The sequence below is a fragment of the Isoptericola halotolerans genome (assembly GCF_013149785.1).
Lineage (GTDB): Bacteria > Actinomycetota > Actinomycetes > Actinomycetales > Cellulomonadaceae > Isoptericola > Isoptericola halotolerans.
Genome location: NZ_JABEZU010000003.1, coordinates 81,844 through 97,141 on the forward strand (window position 1 = coordinate 81,844; position 15,298 = coordinate 97,141).

Sequence of the window (15,298 nt, forward strand, 5' to 3'; positions counted from 1 at the left end):
GCAGTGAGCAGCGTGGACACTTTCGGATCGAAGGGAACCCTGGACGTCGCAGGGAACTCGTACGAGATCTTCCGGCTGTCGGCCGTCGAAGGGCTCGAGCGCCTGCCGTACGCGCTCAAGATCCTCGCCGAGAACCTGCTGCGCACGGAGGACGGTGCCAACACCACCGCCGACCACGTGCGCGCCCTGGCCGCCTGGGACCCCGACGCTCAGCCGAGCACGGAGATCCAGTTCACGCCGGCCCGCGTGATCATGCAGGACTTCACCGGTGTGCCCTGCGTCGTCGACCTGGCGACGATGCGTGAGGCCGTCGCCGAGCTCGGTGGCGACCCGACCCGCATCAACCCGCTGGCACCGGCCGAGATGGTCATCGACCACTCCGTGCAGATCGACGTCGCCGGCCGCGCCGACGCGTTCGAGCGCAACGTCGAGTTCGAGTACCAGCGCAACCACGAGCGCTACCAGTTCCTGCGCTGGGGCCAGACGGCGTTCGACGACTTCAAGGTCGTCCCCCCGGGCACCGGCATCGTCCACCAGGTCAACATCGAGTACCTGGCGCGCACCGTCATGACCCGCGAGGTCGACGGCGTCCTCCGCGCCTACCCGGACACGTGCGTCGGCACCGACTCGCACACCACGATGGTCAACGGCCTCGGTGTGCTCGGCTGGGGCGTCGGCGGCATCGAGGCCGAGGCCGCCATGCTCGGCCAGCCCGTGTCGATGCTGATCCCGCGCGTCGTCGGCTTCAAGCTGACCGGCGAGATCCCGGCGGGCGTCACCGCCACCGACGTGGTGCTGACCATCACCCAGATGCTGCGCCAGCACGGTGTGGTCGGCAAGTTCGTCGAGTTCTACGGCGAGGGCGTCGGCCAGGTGCCGCTGGCGAACCGCGCCACGATCGGCAACATGTCGCCGGAGTTCGGCTCCACCGCGGCGATCTTCCCGATCGACGGCGTCACGGTCGACTACCTGCGCCTGACCGGCCGGTCCGAGGAGCAGCTCGCGCTCGTCGAGGCCTACGCCAAGGAGCAGGGCCTCTGGCTGGACCCGTCGTCGCCGGACTACGTCGAGCCGACGTTCTCGGAGTACATGGAGCTCGACCTGTCCACGGTCGTGCCCTCGATCGCCGGCCCGAAGCGCCCGCAGGACCGCATCGAGCTGTCGAACGCCAAGGCCGCGTTCTCCCGCGACCTGCCGAACTACGCCGCCGACGTCATCGACGCCGTCGACCAGGCGGAGAAGGAGTCCTTCCCGGCCTCCGACTCGCCCTCGACGCACGAGCAGGTCCGCCGCACCGTGCCGGTCACGGACTCCGAGGGCAAGGAGTTCGAGCTCTTCCACGGGGCCGTCGCGATCGCCTCGATCACGAGCTGCACCAACACCTCGAACCCGTCGGTCATGCTCGCCGCCGCGCTGCTCGCCAAGAAGGCCGTGGAGGCGGGCCTCGAGGCCAAGCCGTGGGTCAAGACGTCCATGGCCCCGGGCTCGCAGGTCGTGACGAACTACTACGAGAAGGCCGGCATGTGGCCGTACCTGGAGAAGCTCGGCTTCCACCTGGTCGGTTACGGCTGCGCCACCTGCATCGGCAACTCGGGCCCGCTGGACGAGAAGATCTCCGAGGCCGTCCAGGAGCACGACCTCGCCGTCGTCTCCGTGCTGTCCGGCAACCGCAACTTCGAGGGCCGGATCAACCCCGACGTCAAGATGAACTACCTGGCATCGCCGCCGCTGGTCATCGCCTACGCCCTGGCCGGCACCATGGAGTTCGACTTCGACGCCGACCCCCTGGGTCGCGACGAGAACGGCAAGCCGATCTTCCTGCGGGACATCTGGCCCACCGCGGACGAGGTCGAGAAGACCATCGCGACGTCCATCAGCCGCGACATGTTCACCAAGGACTACGCGGACGTCTTCGCCGGTGACGACCGCTGGCGTGCGCTCGACACCCCCGAGGGCGACACGTTCGCCTGGGACACCGAGTCCACCTACGTGCGCAAGCCCCCGTACTTCGAGGGCATGGGAGCCGAGCCGTCGCCGGTCCAGGACATCTCCGGTGCGCGGGTGCTCGCCAAGCTCGGCGACTCGGTCACGACCGACCACATCTCCCCGGCCGGCGCGATCAAGCCGGACAGCCCCGCGGGCAAGTACCTGGCCGAGCACGGCGTGGGACGCCGTGACTTCAACTCCTACGGCTCGCGCCGAGGGAACCACGAGGTCATGATCCGTGGCACCTTCGCGAACATCCGCCTGAAGAACCAGCTCCTCGACGGCGTCGAGGGCGGGTTCACGTACAACTTCGTCAAGGGCGAGCAGGACACGATCTACGACGCGGCGCAGGACTACGCGGCGCAGGGCACCCCGCTCGTGGTGCTCGGCGGCAAGGAGTACGGCTCCGGCTCGTCTCGCGACTGGGCGGCCAAGGGCACCGCGCTGCTCGGCGTCAAGGCCGTCATCACCGAGTCGTTCGAGCGCATCCACCGCTCGAACCTCATCGGCATGGGCGTGCTGCCGCTGCAGTTCCCCGCTGGTGAGTCGGTGGAGTCGCTCGGCCTGGACGGCACCGAGACCTTCGACATCGCGGGCGTCACGGCGCTCAACGACGGCACGACGCCGGAGACCGTCGCGGTGAAGGCCACGAAGGCCGACGGCTCGACCGTCGAGTTCGACGCCGTGGTGCGCATCGACACCCCGGGCGAGGCGGACTACTACCGCAACGGCGGCATCCTGCAGTACGTGCTGCGCTCGCTCGTCGCCTGACGCGTCCGACGCACACCGTCCGACGCCCCGTCGCTCCCTGGTGGAGCGGCGGGGCGTCGGCCGTCTGCCCGCTCAGGCGGGCACCCGGGTGACGTGGTCGACGACGGCCCGCGCGACCGCGGGGTCGTCCAGCACGCGGTTGTGGCCGAGCCCCTCGACGAGGAGCAGCTCGCTGCCCGGGTGCGCGGTGTGGAGCCGGCGAGCGTCGGCGGGGTCGTTCATCGAGTCGGTGGTGCTCTGGACGAACAGGGTCGGGACGTGGGCCGGGACCGGGTGGTGGGTCAGGTCGAGCTCGGTACGTGGCGCGTCGACCGCGGGGAACATGACGCGCGCGGCACGGTCGGCGAGCCGGTCGTGCAATCGCGGCGGGAGCCCGGACTGGCGGACGAACGAGCCGATGACGGACTCGAACCCGGTGGGCGCCGCGATCGACACGAAGCGCTCCGCGGCGAGCCCGTCCCGCAGGGCGAGACCGGCGGCCATGGCCCCGAGGGAGTGCCCGACGACGGCTGCCGCAGGGCCGACCTGTTCCTGGACCGCTCGGAGCGTGGCAGCGTGCTGGACGGCCTGGGTGGAGCGGCCGGAGGAGTCGCCGTGCGCGACGCCGTCGAAGGCGACGGGCTGCAGGCCCGCGGACTCGAACGCCTCGACGAGCCGGGCGAACCGCGAGGCACGCAGCTGCCAGCCGTGGACGAGCAGCACCGGGGGAGCGTCGGGATCTCCCCAGGCGTAGGTGGCCACCCGCTCGTCACCGACCCGGACGAGGCGACGGCGTGCGGCGTCGTGCACCGGCTGGTCGACGGGCCGGATGCGGGAGGGCGGACCGACGCGGCGCATGGCGCGGACGCCGAGCCCCACGGCGAGCGGCGGGGCGAGGGTGCCCAGCACACGGAAGCCGGTGCGGACGGGAGCGGGGACGAACGGCACGGGGACCTCCGGAGGACCAAGTAGGTGTACGACCGTTCGCACAGTAACACTGAACGAACGGTCGTACTATCACTCCATGACGCCGATCCCGGAGCCTGCCCCGACCGACGGTCGCCGAGCGAGAGGCGACCGCACCCGCCGGGTCGTTCTCGACCACGCGGTGCAGGTCGCCTCCGTCGACGGGCTCGGCGGGCTGACCTTCGGCACGCTGGCAGCCGCCGCGCCCGTGAACAAGAGCGCGATCGCCGGGCTTTTCGGCTCCAAGGAGGGGCTCCAGCTCGCCGTCGTGGACCATGCCCGTGGCACGTTCGTCGACGAGGTGGTGGTCCCTGCTCGTTCCGCCGAGCCGGGCCTCCCGCGGCTGTGGGCCCTCGTCGGTTCCTGGACCGTCTACTCCCGTTCCCGGGTGTTCGCCGGTGGCTGCTTCTTCCGAGCGGCGGAGGTCGAGCTCGACGGTCGCGCACCGGGACCGGTGCGCGACGCCGTGGTGGAGACCCAGGAGCAGTGGGACGGCTACCTGACCCACCATGCCGACCTGGCGGCCGCCGCGGGACAGCTCGAGGCGGAGACCGACGCCGTCCAGGTCGCCTTCGAGATCAACGCCCTGCTGGGCGCTGCGAACGACCGCTCGCTGCTGTTCGCCGACGACGGCGTCTACGCCCGGGCGAGCCGCGCGATCCGGGCGGCGTTGCTCGCGAGGGGCGCCGACCCCACCCTGCTCGCGTGAGGGGGAGGGCTCGACGGCAGGGCCGGGTTCAGGCGAAGCCGAAGACCACGGGAAAGGCCACCACGACCAGCGTCGCCCAGGCGGCGTAGACCGGCAGGTAGGCCGTCTGCCACGTCTCCAGCGCACCGAACCCTCGCCGTCGGCGACAGAATCCCGCCAGCAGCCATCCGGTGCGCACCAGGTGGACCAGCAGCAGGAGGTTCAGCCCGAGCGCCGCGACCTTGTTGGGGCTGGCGCCGAACTCCGCGATGCGTGTGAGCATCGCCGTCAGGGCGACGGTGTCGACCGCGAGGGCGGCGACCACCATCGCGAGCTGGAGGACGTCGAACAGGCCGGGTCGTGCGAGCGGGTCGCGCGCCGAGATCGAGTAGAGCAGCAGCGCGAGCACCAGGATCAGCACCGCGTCGAGCAGGAGGAGCAGCCCGCGGTCGACGGTGGTCAGTCCGCCGACCGCGACGAGCACGGTGAACGACACGGCCAGCATCACGGTCGTGAGCGGCGTGAAGACGCGTGTCAGCACGGGAGCCATGTTCTCGACGACCTGCTGCTTGGCCTCGACCAGCCAGGCCGCGACGATCAGGGCGCCCGGCACGCCGAACGGGATCAACCACTGTTCGAGAGCGGGCTCGAGGTCGACGTCGACCAGGCCCAGCAGCCCGAAGGTGAGGCCGACGAGCACACCGCTGCCCAGGGTGATGAGCGCGACGTAGATCGCCAGCTCACCGGTGAAGCGGACGAAGTCCATGCGACGGTCGGACGATCGCCACCGGCCCCCCACGTATGCCAGGCCGACGAGCGCCCAGGGCACGACCGGTGCGTGGACGGCGGCCAGGACGACGGTCGAGCCGGAGGGGTCGAAGGGGTAGGCGTTCAGCACCACGCCGAGGACGGCGAACGCTGCGCCCAGCATGCCCAGCGTGCGCCAGGTCAGCCGCCGCTTCCACGCCAGGTACCCGGCCAGGAACGGTGCGACGAGCAAGCCGGCGTTGCGCAGCAGGGTGCTCTCGTCCCAGAAGGTGGTGCCGAGCTTGACGGCCAGGCCCGCACCGAGGGCGAGCGTGAGAACGACGGTGAGCTCCCGGCGTGCCTCCGACGAGCCGGCGTCGTCGGCGTCGGGCACGAGCACGAGCTGCTTCCACAGTCGCTCCGAGTGCTCGCGGGCGAACTCGCGCGAGATCGCGTCCAGGCGACCGAGGCGCTTGACGGCGACGAGGAAGGCCTCGTCGTCGTCGAGCCCGGTGGCGGTCAGGTCGGCCACCCGTTCGCGCAGGTGATCCTCCATCTCGTCCACGTCGGCAGGAGCGATGGCGCGGTGCCGGTGGACGTAGTCGCGCCACCGGGCGACCTGGGTCTCCAGGCTCGTCGTGGAGTCCGTCATGCGAACCCTCCTGCGGTGGCGGGGCCGCCCGGCAGCGGCCTCGAGACGGCCTCCCAGGCCTGGTTCAACGTCTTGCTCACGACGTGCCACTGCGCCTGGCGCTCGGCGAGCGTCTCCCGGCCGGCCGCGGTGATCGCGTAGTGCTTGCGGCGCCGTCCCGACTCCGACCGGCCCCAGCTCGCCTCGACGAGCCCGTGGCGCTCCAGGCGGTGCAGCAGCGGGTACAGCATCCCGTCGGTCCACTCCATGTGGCCGTCGGACAGCTCGGCAACGCGTCTGGCGATGGCGTAGCCGTACGACTCGCCCTCGGCGAGGATGCCGAGCACGAGGGGTGTCGCGGAGGCTGCGACCAGGTCCTTTTCGATGTGCACGGGTCTCCATCCCTCGATCTGCTAGGTATTAAACCCTCGCAGTTCTAGGTATGGCAAGCGCCGGAGCGGTTCAGGACCGGCCGTCCGGTCAGCCGCGCACCTCAGGTGTCGGCGAGCACCCGGGCCAGGGCCTCCGCGCCCATGCGGCGCACCCACTCGTGCTCGGGACCGGACTCGAGCATCGACGTCGACATCGTCAGGGCCCAGCCGCGGGCGCGGAGCCAGACCGGGTCGTCGTGCGGGTAGCGGTCCGAGAGTGCCTCCCCGTAGACCGTGCGACCCGTGGCGTCGAGCACGAGCCACGCGGCCGCCAGGTCCGTCGCCGGGTCGCCGGAGGTCATGTCCCCGAAGTCGACGACGGCGGCCAGCCCGTGCGGCTCCGCGCTCGCGCCGTCGTCGAGCACGAGGTTGCCGGGGTGCGGGTCGCCGTGGATCCACAGCGGCGGCCCGTCCCAGGCGGGAGCATCGACGAGCCGGGACCACAGGGCGAGCACGCGGTCGCCGTCGGGCACGATGCCGCGCTCGACGCGCCCGTGCACCGCCGCACCCCGCGTGGGCAGTGCCGCGCTGCGGAAGGGGTTGACCGGGGCGTCCGGTGGTGCCGGTACGTGCAGCGCCCGGTGGAAGGCAGCCAAGGGTCCGGCGGCCGTGCGCCGCTGCTCCACCGGGACGTCCGCGGCGCGGAGGCCGGCGATCCACGGCACCACCGACCATGACCACGGATACCCCAGGGCCGGACTCGGACGGCCGACCCGCACCGCGACGGGCACGGCGACCGGCAACCGCGCGGCCAGGACCGGCAGCCACTGCTGCTCGTGCTCCACCAGGTGTGCGGCGATCTCGCGGCGCGGCACCCGGACGGCCAGGTCGTCGCCGAGACGCAGCATGACGTTGTCCCAGCCCTCGGCCACGGGGCGCAGGGGGAGCGCGGCCAGGTCGGGATGCTGCTCGGCGAGGAGCGCGCGCACCAGGGCGACGGTGACGTCCAGGTCGGCCTTCACGAGATGGTGCTCACAGGTCGAGCTCCAGCTCGTGGGCCCGGTCCCAGTCCTCGGTCCAGCCCAGGTGGTCGAACATCGCGTCGAGGATGCCCCCGGTGAAGCCCCAGACCAGGTGCTGCGTGCCGCCGTCGTCCACGAGGAAGCCGGGACCGCTCCAGACCTGCCCGCCCCGGCGCAGGACGGTGGTCACGCGGTTCGAGGGGTGCAGCAGATCGGCCACCGGCGCGCGGAAGACGTGCGCGGACTCGGCCGGGTCGACGACGCCCACGGCGGACTGCCGGGCCCACCAGCCGAGCACCGGCGTGACGACATGGTTGCTGACGGGCATCGGCAACGACTCCAGGATGCCGAGAACCTCCACGCCCGCGGTGTCCACCCCGGTCTCCTCGGTGGCCTCGCGCAGCGCCGCCTCCACGACACCCTCGTCCGGCTCCACGCGCCCGCCGGGGAACGCCACCTGTCCCGCGTGGGAGCGCAGCGTGGCAGCGCGCGCCAGCAGCAGGACGTCCAGGTCGCGGTGCACGGCCAGCGCCTGGGCGTCGTGCTCCGCGGCGAGCGAGTCCAGGACGCCGAACAGGACCAGCACGGCGGCGGGGCGGGCCGCCGAGAGGTCGATCTCGCCGCGGGCATGGCGCCAGGGCCCCGTGAAGGCACCGTCGTCGGCCAGCGCGGCGAGCTGGTCGCGTGCGGTGGGCCCGTTCACGACGTCACCAGGAGGTGGCCAGCGGCATGCCCTCGGCGTACCCGGCGGCGGACTGCACGCCGACGACGGCACGTTCGGCGAACTCGGGCAGCGTGCGTGCGCCCGCGTACGTGCAGCTCGAGCGCAGCCCCGAGGTGATCTCGTCGAGCAGGTCCTCCACACCCGGACGGGCCGGGTCGAGGTACATCTTCCCCGTCGAGATGCCCTCCTCGTAGAGAGCCTTGCGGGCGCGGTCGAACGCGGTGCCGGCGCCGGCGGTGCGGGCCGCGACGGCTCGTGCGGACGCCATGCCGAAGGACTCCTTGTACTGCCGCCCCGAGCCGTCGTCGTGCAGGTCTCCCGGCGACTCGTACGTCCCGGCGAACCAGGAGCCGATCATCACCTGCGAGGCTCCTGCGGCGAGCGCGAGGGCGACGTCGCGCGGGTGGCGGACCCCGCCGTCGGCCCAGACGTGCTTGCCGAGCTCGCGCGCCGCCGCGGCGCACTCCAGGACCGCGGAGAACTGCGGACGCCCGACGGCGGTCTGCATGCGGGTGGTGCACATCGCGCCGGGGCCCACGCCCACCTTGAGGATGTCGGCACCCGCGGCGACGAGGTCGCGCACGCCGTCGGCCGTGACGACGTTGCCCGCGACGACCGGGACGTGCGGGAAGTCCGAGCGCACCGAGCTGATCTCGCGCAGGGCCGCGAGCATCTTGTCCTGGTGGCCGTGCGCGGTGTCGACCACGAGCACGTCGACGCCCGCGGCGAGCACCTCGCGCGTCTTGGCGGCGACGTCGCCGTTGATCCCGACGGCGGCACCCACCCGCAGGCGCCCCTGCCCGTCGAGGGCGGGGGAGTAGACGGTGGAGCGCACGGCACCCTTGCGCGTCAGCACCCCGACCAGGACGCCGTCGCGCACCACCGGCGCGAGCTGGACCTTGGCCGCGTGCAGCAGCTCGAAGGTCGCGGCCATCCCGTCGGTCTCCACCTGCGCGGCGTCCAGGGTCACCAGGTCGGCCGACATGATCGTCCCCACGCGGGCGAAGCGGTCCACCGACAGGCAGTCCGCCTCGGTGACCACGCCGACCGGCCGGCCGTCGTCGACCACCACGGCCGCCCCGTGCGACCGCTTGCCCAGCAGCGTCAGGACCGTCGCCACCGTCTCGGTGGGGGTGACCGTCACGGGGGTCTCGATGACGGGGTCCTTGGACTTCACGTCGGCCACGACGTCGGCCACCACGTCGACGGGCACGTCCTGCGGCAGGATCGCGATCCCGCCGCGCCGGGCGATCGTCTCGGTCATGCGGCGTCCCGAGACGGCCGTCATGTTGGCGACCACGACGGGGATGGTGGTCCCGGTGCCGTCGTCGGTCGACAGGTCGACGTCGAACCGGCTCGTCACGTCGGAGCGCGACGGCACCATGAAGACGTCGCCGTAGGTCAGGTCGGTGGTCGGCCGCTGGCCGTCGAGGAAGCGCACGGGTGCCTCTTTGAGGGTTGTGTCGAGGGAGGATCCTTCCGACCCTCGAACGCTCGCCGACGGTCAGGTCTTCCCGCCGGCCACTGTCGAACCTATCGTGCGACGGCGGTCGGCGGTCGGCGGTGCCCCCGACGTCCCCACGGTCGTCGCGCCGTCCCCACGGGGACCGCACAGCCACGTGGCGAACACGGCTTAGAGTTGTCGGATGACCAGTGGGAGGAACGCATGGGGCTGCTGAGCACGATCGAGACGCCCGCGGACGTGCGACGGCTGAGCCCTGCGCGGACGCGGCAGCTCGCGACCGAGATCCGCGACTTCCTGGTCGAGAACGTCTCGCGCACCGGCGGGCACCTCGGGCCGAACCTCGGCGTCGTCGAGCTGACGATCGCGATGCACCGCGCCTTCGCCTCGCCGCGTGACACGTTCGTCTTCGACACCGGCCACCAGTGCTACGTCCACAAGCTCCTGACCGGCCGCCAGGACTTCTCGGCGCTGCGCAAGCGCGACGGGCTGTCCGGCTATCCGAGCCGGGCGGAGTCCGAGCACGACGTCGTGGAGAACTCGCACGCCTCGACGGCGCTGTCGTGGGCCGACGGCATCGCCAAGGCCAACACCGTCCAAGGGCGGGACGACCGGCACGTGGTGGCCGTCATCGGTGACGGGGCCCTCACCGGCGGCATGGCCTGGGAGGCGATCAACAACATCGCCGCGGACGCCGACCGCCGCCTCGTCATCGTCGTCAACGACAACGGTCGCTCCTACTCGCCGACGATCGGCGGCGTCGCCAACCACCTGGACACGCTGCGGGTCACCCGCGGCTACGAGGCGTTCCTCGGCTGGGGCAAGCGCACGCTGCACCGCACCGGCGCGCCGGGACGGTTCGCCTACGACTGGCTGCACGGCCTGAAGAAGGGCCTCAAGGACGTCGTCGCCCCGCAGGGCATGTTCGAGGACCTCGGGCTGAAGTACATCGGGCCCGTCGACGGCCACGACACCGAGGCCACCGAGGCGGCGCTCCGTCGCGCCAAGGCGTTCGGCGGTCCGGTGATCGTGCACGTCATCACCGAGAAGGGCCGCGGCTACACCCCGGCCGAGGAGGACGTCGCCGACCGGTTCCACGCCGTCGGCAAGATCCACCCCGAGACCGGGCTTCCGGTGGCGCCGTCACGCTTCGGCTGGACCCAGGTGTTCGCCGACGAGATCGTCGAGATCGGCCGACGGCGCAGCGACGTCGTCGCGATCACCGCGGCGATGCTGCACCCCGTGGGCCTCGCCCCGTTCGCGCAGGAGTTCCCCGAGCGGACCTTCGACGTCGGCATCGCCGAGCAGCACGCCGTCACCTCGGCCGCCGGCATGGCGTTCGCCGGGCTGCACCCCGTCGTCGCCGTCTACGCCACCTTCCTCAACCGTGCGTTCGACCAGGTCCTCATGGACGTGGCGCTGCACAAGGCCGGGGTGACGTTCGTGCTGGACCGGGCGGGCATCACCGGCGACGACGGCGCGAGCCACAACGGCATGTGGGACATGGCGATGCTGCGCATCGTGCCCGGCCTGCGCCTGGCCGCCCCGCGCGACGAGGTGACGCTGCGCTCGGCGCTGCGCACCGCCGTCGACGTCGACGACGCCCCCACCGTGGTCCGCTACCCCAAGGGCGCGCTCGGCGACCCGATCGAGGCGATCGAGGAGCTCGAGGGCGTCGACGTCGTCGCGCGCCACGCGCCCGCCGCTACGGCCCCCGCGGGCCGTCGCGTGCTCGTGGTCGGGGTCGGCTCGATGGCGGGCGCGGCGCTCGTCACCGGGGAGTCGCTGGCCGTGCACGGTCTCGAGGTCGACGTGGTCTCCCCGACCTGGGTGCTGCCGGTCCCGGAGCGCCTGGTCAAGCTGACCGGTGAGCACGACCTGGTGGTCACCCTCGAGGACGGTGTGGTCGACGGCGGCGTCGGGGCGATGCTCGCCCAGCGCGCCGCCGAACAGGGCGTGCGCACCGCCTTCGTGCACCGCGGCCTGCCGGTCGAGTTCCTCGACCACGCCTCACGCGATCAGATCGTCACCGAGCAGAGGCTCCGGGCCGAGGACGCCGTCCGGGACGCGCTGGCCGCGCTCGCGCAGGACTGAGCCGGCGGCCGACGACCTCTCAGGAGTGGGTGACCTTCACCGCCCGCTCGACGACGCCGTGCAGGTCGCCCGACTCGGCGAACCAGGCGCGCTGCTGCGCCGCCCCGCCGCCGGTCGACCAGAGGCGCCCGAGCAGCTCGGTGACGACGTCCAGGTCGCCGGTGTCCACGAGGGCGTCCCGCACGTGCTGGACGAGCTGCCCGACGACATCGTGGGCGGGCGCAGGCTTCCAGGTCAGGGGTGACACGAGGTTCTCGGAGAGCCCGGACCGCCCTGCGCGCCAGGCCGCCGTGCGTTCCAGCTCGACACCGGGGTCGGCGGCCGGGCGTCCGTCGGCGGCCTCGCGGGCCGCCGTCTCGACGAGGCCGCGCACCAGAGCGGCGACCAGCGTCGTGGTGTCCGGGTCGAGACACACGTCCATGACGCGCACCTCGACCGTCGGGTAGCGGGGCGAGAGTCGCGCGTCGAAGAACACCATGTTCCGGTCCAGGACGGTCTCGGTCGCCACGAGGGCGTCGACGGCGGCGTGGTAGGCCTCCGGCGTGCCGAAGTGCCGGGTGGGGCCGGCGGTCGGCCACCGCATCCATACCTGGGACCGGAAGCTCGCGTAGTCGGTGTCCTCGCCCTGCCAGAAGGGTGAGTTGCTGCTCAGGGCCATGATGGTGGCCAGCCACGGTCCGATCCGGTCGACGACGGCGACGCCCTCGGCGTCGTCCTCGACGGCGACGTGCACGTGGCACCCGCAGGTGAGCTGCTCGCGGGCCGTCATGCCGAAGACGTGCCGGGCCCGCTGGTAGCGCAGCCGCGACACCGTGGTGCCCGTGAAAGCGATCGGGGACGTGGCCAGAGCGACCGCGCGTGCCTCGACACGGTCCGCGGCGTCCTGGGCCCTGGCGCGGCCGGCCCGGATCTCCGCGGCGAGGTCCGTCAGGGAGGCGTGCGGATGCGTGGCGGTCTCGAGCTGCTCCTCCATGAACTCCGGCTCCAGCGCGCCCGTGCCGCCGCCCTTGGCCGGGTGACCGGACGCCTCCAGGGCCTCGGCGGCCTGGGCGACGGGCGAGCCGTCGGGCCCGACCAGCAGGAACTCTTCCTCGACCCCCATGGTGCGCGGCTTCGTCATGTCGGCATCATGGGGCCAGGTCCCGCTGGTCGCGCGTCGACACGCTGCCGCCGACACGTCAGGGCGCGGACACCCGCCGTTCACGCGCGTCTGCTTGAAATCGACCATGGGTCGTACTCGCACCGTCGTGGCCGCGCTGGGCATCCCGCTGGTGGCTGCGACGGCAGCGGCCGCGATCGTCGTGGTGCTGAGGCGCCAGGCGGCGCTCGCCCGACGCCGGATCGGCAAGGCGCTCGGCGAGGTCGCCCTGGACGCCGACCGCGTGTGGCGCCGGCGCTACGCGGGAGAACCGCTCGAGCTGCTCGTGATCGGTGACTCCGTCGCCGCGGGGCTCGGTGCGGAGCGGCGCAAGGACACGCTCGGGGCGCGCGTCGCCCGCGGGGTGGGCACGAGGCTGCAGCGCCCCGTGCGGCTGCGGTGCGCCGCCGTCGTCGGCTCGGAGTCCTCGGCCCTGGCCGCCCAGATCGACACGCTGGACACCGGCTACCGGCCCGACGTGGCGCTGATCGTCGTGGGCGGCAACGACGTGACCCACCGGGTCCCCCCGACGGTGTCCGCCCGCCATCTCGTCGAGGCGATCGAACGGCTCCAGGTGCGGGGGAGCGCCGTCGTGGTCGGCACCTGCCCGGACCTCGGCGCGCTGCGCGCCGTGCCCCAACCCCTGCGCACGCTCGGTTCGCGGGCCTCGCGGCAGCTGGCCGCGGTCCAGTCGGTCGCCGCCCGCCGGGCCGGGGCGCACACCGTGTCGCTGGCCGACGTCGTCGGGCCGTTCTTCGTCTCGTCCCCGGAGGAGGCCTTCAGCCTGGACCGTTTCCACCCGAGCGCGCTGGGGTACCGCCGCACGGCCAAGGCGCTGGTGCCCTCGGTGCTGGTCGCGCTCGGCGAGCGTGACGAGCTGCCACCGGGCCACGGCGCCCCCGACCCCCTCGCCGGGACGCGGCGTCGGCCCCGCGGCGGACGTCGAGGTCGCGCCGGGGGCCGACGTCGCGGCTGACGCTCGCGGGCCTAGCGATCCTGGTCGTCCGCCTCGGCGAGCGCGGTGAGCCACTCCGCCCAGAACTTCTTCCACTGGTCGGCCTCGGCCGCGGTGGGGATCGACTCGTGCGTGGCCGTCAGCCGGCACCGGTCACCGACGGCGTCCGTCGACAGCATGAGGACCCCCTGGTCGACGTCCCCGTCGGGGCCGCTCTCGGTAAGGGTGAAGCGTGGCCGCTTCACCCCGGGCCGGGACCGCGGCACGAGCGTCAGGCCCGGCACGAGCGTGTCCGGTCCGCCGTCGTCCAGCAGCCGGGCGCGGACCGTCTGCCGGTCCGCGTCGAGCAGCCTGGACCGGCTGATCGTGAAGGTGCCGTCCGGCATCTGGCCCGGCAGCCGGATGCCGGTGATGCGCTCGTAGCCCACCACCACCGTCTGCACCCACCAGCCGGAGAAGGTGGCACGCTCGGTCACCCACGCGACGATCTCGGGGTGCGAGGCGGACCGGCCGGGTCCCGCGTCGATGTCTGCGACCCACTCGTCCCAGCCGAGGCCGGTCGCCTCGCGGACACGCTGGTCGGACAGCTCTGGTTCGCTGACCCAGCCGCCGGCGCCGGTGGCGGGTGCGGACAACAGGTGGCGTCGGGCGGCGGCGTAGCGCTCGCCGGTGCGGACCATGCGCTCGCGGACGCGGCGCTTGAACGACTCCTGGGTGGTCATGGGGACTCCTGTGCTCGCTGGCGCGCCACCTGCGGCTCGCGCCCACCGGTGCCGCACCGGAACACGGATGTCCTGCGCGACGCGTCGAGCACTCGAGGTCCCCTTTGCCCTCACCTCCGGGCGACTGCCCGGTGGTCCCGGTGGCGCGAGCACCGGTCCGAGGGTGGGGCGGGACGCACCGCCCGATCCCGACCATACTCCGGACCGTCACGCCCTGCCAGGGCTCGTGCCGGTAGCGTGCTGGGGTGATCTGGCTGTTCGACCTCGACAACACGCTCGTGAACCGCGACGCCGCGTTCGCCGCCTGGGCGGGCAAGGCGGTCGCCGACCACGGGCGTACCGACGCAGACCTCGCGGCGATCGTGGCGGCCGACGACGGCGGCTTCTCCCGCAAGGCCGACCTCGCCCGGGTGATCATCGACCGACTCGGGCTGCCGGACGACGTCCCGGCGACCATCGAGCTCTTCCGTGCCGGGATCCGCGAGCACGTCGAGGCCTACCCGGGGGTGCTCGACACCCTCGACGTGCTGCGTGGCGCCGGCCACCTCGTCGGTGTCGTGACCAACGGCGACCCGGCCCAGCAGCGCGGCAAGATCGCCCGCTGCGACGTCGAGCGCCACGTCGACGCGATCGTCGTGTCGGGGGAGGAGGGCGTCGAGAAGCCGGACCCGCGCCTCGTCGAGACCGCCCTCGAACGGCTGGGTGCGGCGGACGCCGACCGGCGCGACGTCTGGATGATCGGCGACGCCGCCCACGCCGACGTCGCGGTCGGCCGGGCGGCCGGCACCCGCACCGGGTGGGTGTCCCACGGGCGGGAGTGGTCGGGCGGCGCGCGGCCCGACGTCGTCGCCGCAAGCACTCGCGACGTCGTGGCGCTCGCGGCCTCGCCGGCGCACGGTCGCTGAGTGCTGCCGGGGCGCGGCGTGGCGGAACCTCACGCATCAGCGGCCGACGGGTGAGCTTCCGCGACGTCGGTCGAGGACGGTGCCGTGGGACCTCGTCCTTCAGCGGTGCCTTGCTCGGCACCGGACGCACCGGCGGC

General features: G+C 72.8%; 13 protein-coding genes. 5 read left to right on the forward strand and 8 right to left on the reverse strand.

Annotated features, from left to right (window positions below; genetic code table 11):
- Positions 1–3 precede the first annotated feature (3 nt).
- Positions 4–2,757, forward strand: a complete 2,754-nt coding sequence (gene acnA / locus HDG69_RS12310; protein WP_171784130.1) for an aconitate hydratase AcnA — start codon at positions 4–6, stop codon at positions 2,755–2,757.
- 72 nt (positions 2,758–2,829) lie between these two features.
- Here the strand turns inward: acnA and HDG69_RS12315 are convergent, their stop codons facing one another.
- Entirely contained in the window at positions 2,830–3,684 is an 855-nt protein-coding gene (locus HDG69_RS12315) for an alpha/beta fold hydrolase (RefSeq protein WP_171784131.1), read from the reverse strand.
- 76 nt (positions 3,685–3,760) lie between these two features.
- On the opposite strand from HDG69_RS12315, the gene HDG69_RS12320 reads away from it, so the two are divergent.
- Positions 3,761–4,411, forward strand: coding sequence for a TetR/AcrR family transcriptional regulator (locus HDG69_RS12320; protein ID WP_171784132.1), 651 nt, complete (start codon positions 3,761–3,763; stop codon positions 4,409–4,411).
- 28 nt (positions 4,412–4,439) lie between these two features.
- On the opposite strand, the gene HDG69_RS12325 is transcribed toward HDG69_RS12320, so the two are convergent.
- The 5 genes from HDG69_RS12325 to guaB1 all read right to left on the reverse strand — a co-directional run bounded on the left by HDG69_RS12325 (position 4,440) and on the right by guaB1 (position 9,326).
- Entirely contained in the window at positions 4,440–5,789 is a 1,350-nt protein-coding gene (locus HDG69_RS12325; RefSeq protein WP_171784133.1) for a permease prefix domain 1-containing protein, read from the reverse strand.
- The gene (locus HDG69_RS12330) at positions 5,786–6,160 is read right to left on the reverse strand and encodes a helix-turn-helix transcriptional regulator (protein WP_171784134.1); all 375 of its coding nucleotides are present in this window, start codon (positions 6,158–6,160) and stop codon (positions 5,786–5,788) included. The genes HDG69_RS12325 and HDG69_RS12330 overlap by 4 nt, the downstream gene beginning before the upstream one ends.
- Positions 6,161–6,261: 101 nt before the next feature.
- Entirely contained in the window at positions 6,262–7,161 is a 900-nt protein-coding gene (locus HDG69_RS12335; RefSeq protein ID WP_171784135.1) for a phosphotransferase, read from the reverse strand.
- A 10-nt stretch (positions 7,162–7,171) separates the two neighbouring features.
- Entirely contained in the window at positions 7,172–7,864 is a 693-nt protein-coding gene (locus HDG69_RS12340) for an NUDIX domain-containing protein (RefSeq protein WP_171784136.1), read from the reverse strand.
- Positions 7,865–7,868: 4 nt separating this feature from the next.
- Complete coding sequence (guaB1, locus tag HDG69_RS12345) at positions 7,869–9,326, reverse strand: GMP reductase (protein WP_171784137.1); 1,458 nt, start codon at positions 9,324–9,326, stop codon at positions 7,869–7,871.
- 225 nt (positions 9,327–9,551) lie between these two features.
- Here guaB1 and dxs point away from each other — a divergent pair, with 225 nt between their 5' ends.
- Entirely contained in the window at positions 9,552–11,441 is a 1,890-nt protein-coding gene (gene dxs, locus HDG69_RS12350) for a 1-deoxy-D-xylulose-5-phosphate synthase (protein ID WP_171784138.1), read from the forward strand.
- Positions 11,442–11,460: 19 nt separating this feature from the next.
- Here dxs and HDG69_RS12355 read toward each other — a convergent pair whose 3' ends face one another.
- Entirely contained in the window at positions 11,461–12,561 is a 1,101-nt protein-coding gene (locus tag HDG69_RS12355; protein ID WP_246256615.1) for a carboxylate-amine ligase, read from the reverse strand.
- A 106-nt stretch (positions 12,562–12,667) separates the two neighbouring features.
- On the opposite strand from HDG69_RS12355, the gene HDG69_RS12360 reads away from it, so the two are divergent.
- Positions 12,668–13,555 (forward strand): SGNH/GDSL hydrolase family protein, encoded by an 888-nt coding sequence (locus tag HDG69_RS12360; protein ID WP_171784139.1) that lies wholly within the window; start codon positions 12,668–12,670, stop codon positions 13,553–13,555.
- Between the two features lie 11 nt (positions 13,556–13,566).
- On the opposite strand, the gene HDG69_RS12365 is transcribed toward HDG69_RS12360, so the two are convergent.
- Positions 13,567–14,256 carry a hypothetical protein gene (locus tag HDG69_RS12365; RefSeq protein ID WP_171784140.1) on the reverse strand — a complete coding sequence of 230 codons (690 nt, stop codon included), beginning with the start codon at positions 14,254–14,256 and terminating at the stop codon, positions 13,567–13,569.
- Positions 14,257–14,501: 245 nt separating this feature from the next.
- On the opposite strand from HDG69_RS12365, the gene HDG69_RS12370 reads away from it, so the two are divergent.
- Positions 14,502–15,161, forward strand: a complete 660-nt coding sequence (locus tag HDG69_RS12370) for an HAD family hydrolase (RefSeq protein ID WP_171784141.1) — start codon at positions 14,502–14,504, stop codon at positions 15,159–15,161.
- Positions 15,162–15,298: the final 137 nt, after the last annotated feature.

Coding starts and splice junctions, on each gene's coding strand:
- HDG69_RS12320 (WP_171784132.1), top strand. CDS start 3,761: ATGACGCCGATCCCGGAGCCTGCCCCGACCGACGGTCGCCGAGCGAGA.
- HDG69_RS12325 (WP_171784133.1), bottom strand. CDS start 5,789: ATGACGGACTCCACGACGAGCCTGGAGACCCAGGTCGCCCGGTGGCGC.
- dxs (WP_171784138.1), top strand. CDS start 9,552: ATGGGGCTGCTGAGCACGATCGAGACGCCCGCGGACGTGCGACGGCTG.
- HDG69_RS12355 (WP_246256615.1), bottom strand. CDS start 12,561: ATGACGAAGCCGCGCACCATGGGGGTCGAGGAAGAGTTCCTGCTGGTC.
- HDG69_RS12360 (WP_171784139.1), top strand. CDS start 12,668: ATGGGTCGTACTCGCACCGTCGTGGCCGCGCTGGGCATCCCGCTGGTG.
- HDG69_RS12365 (WP_171784140.1), bottom strand. CDS start 14,256: ATGACCACCCAGGAGTCGTTCAAGCGCCGCGTCCGCGAGCGCATGGTC.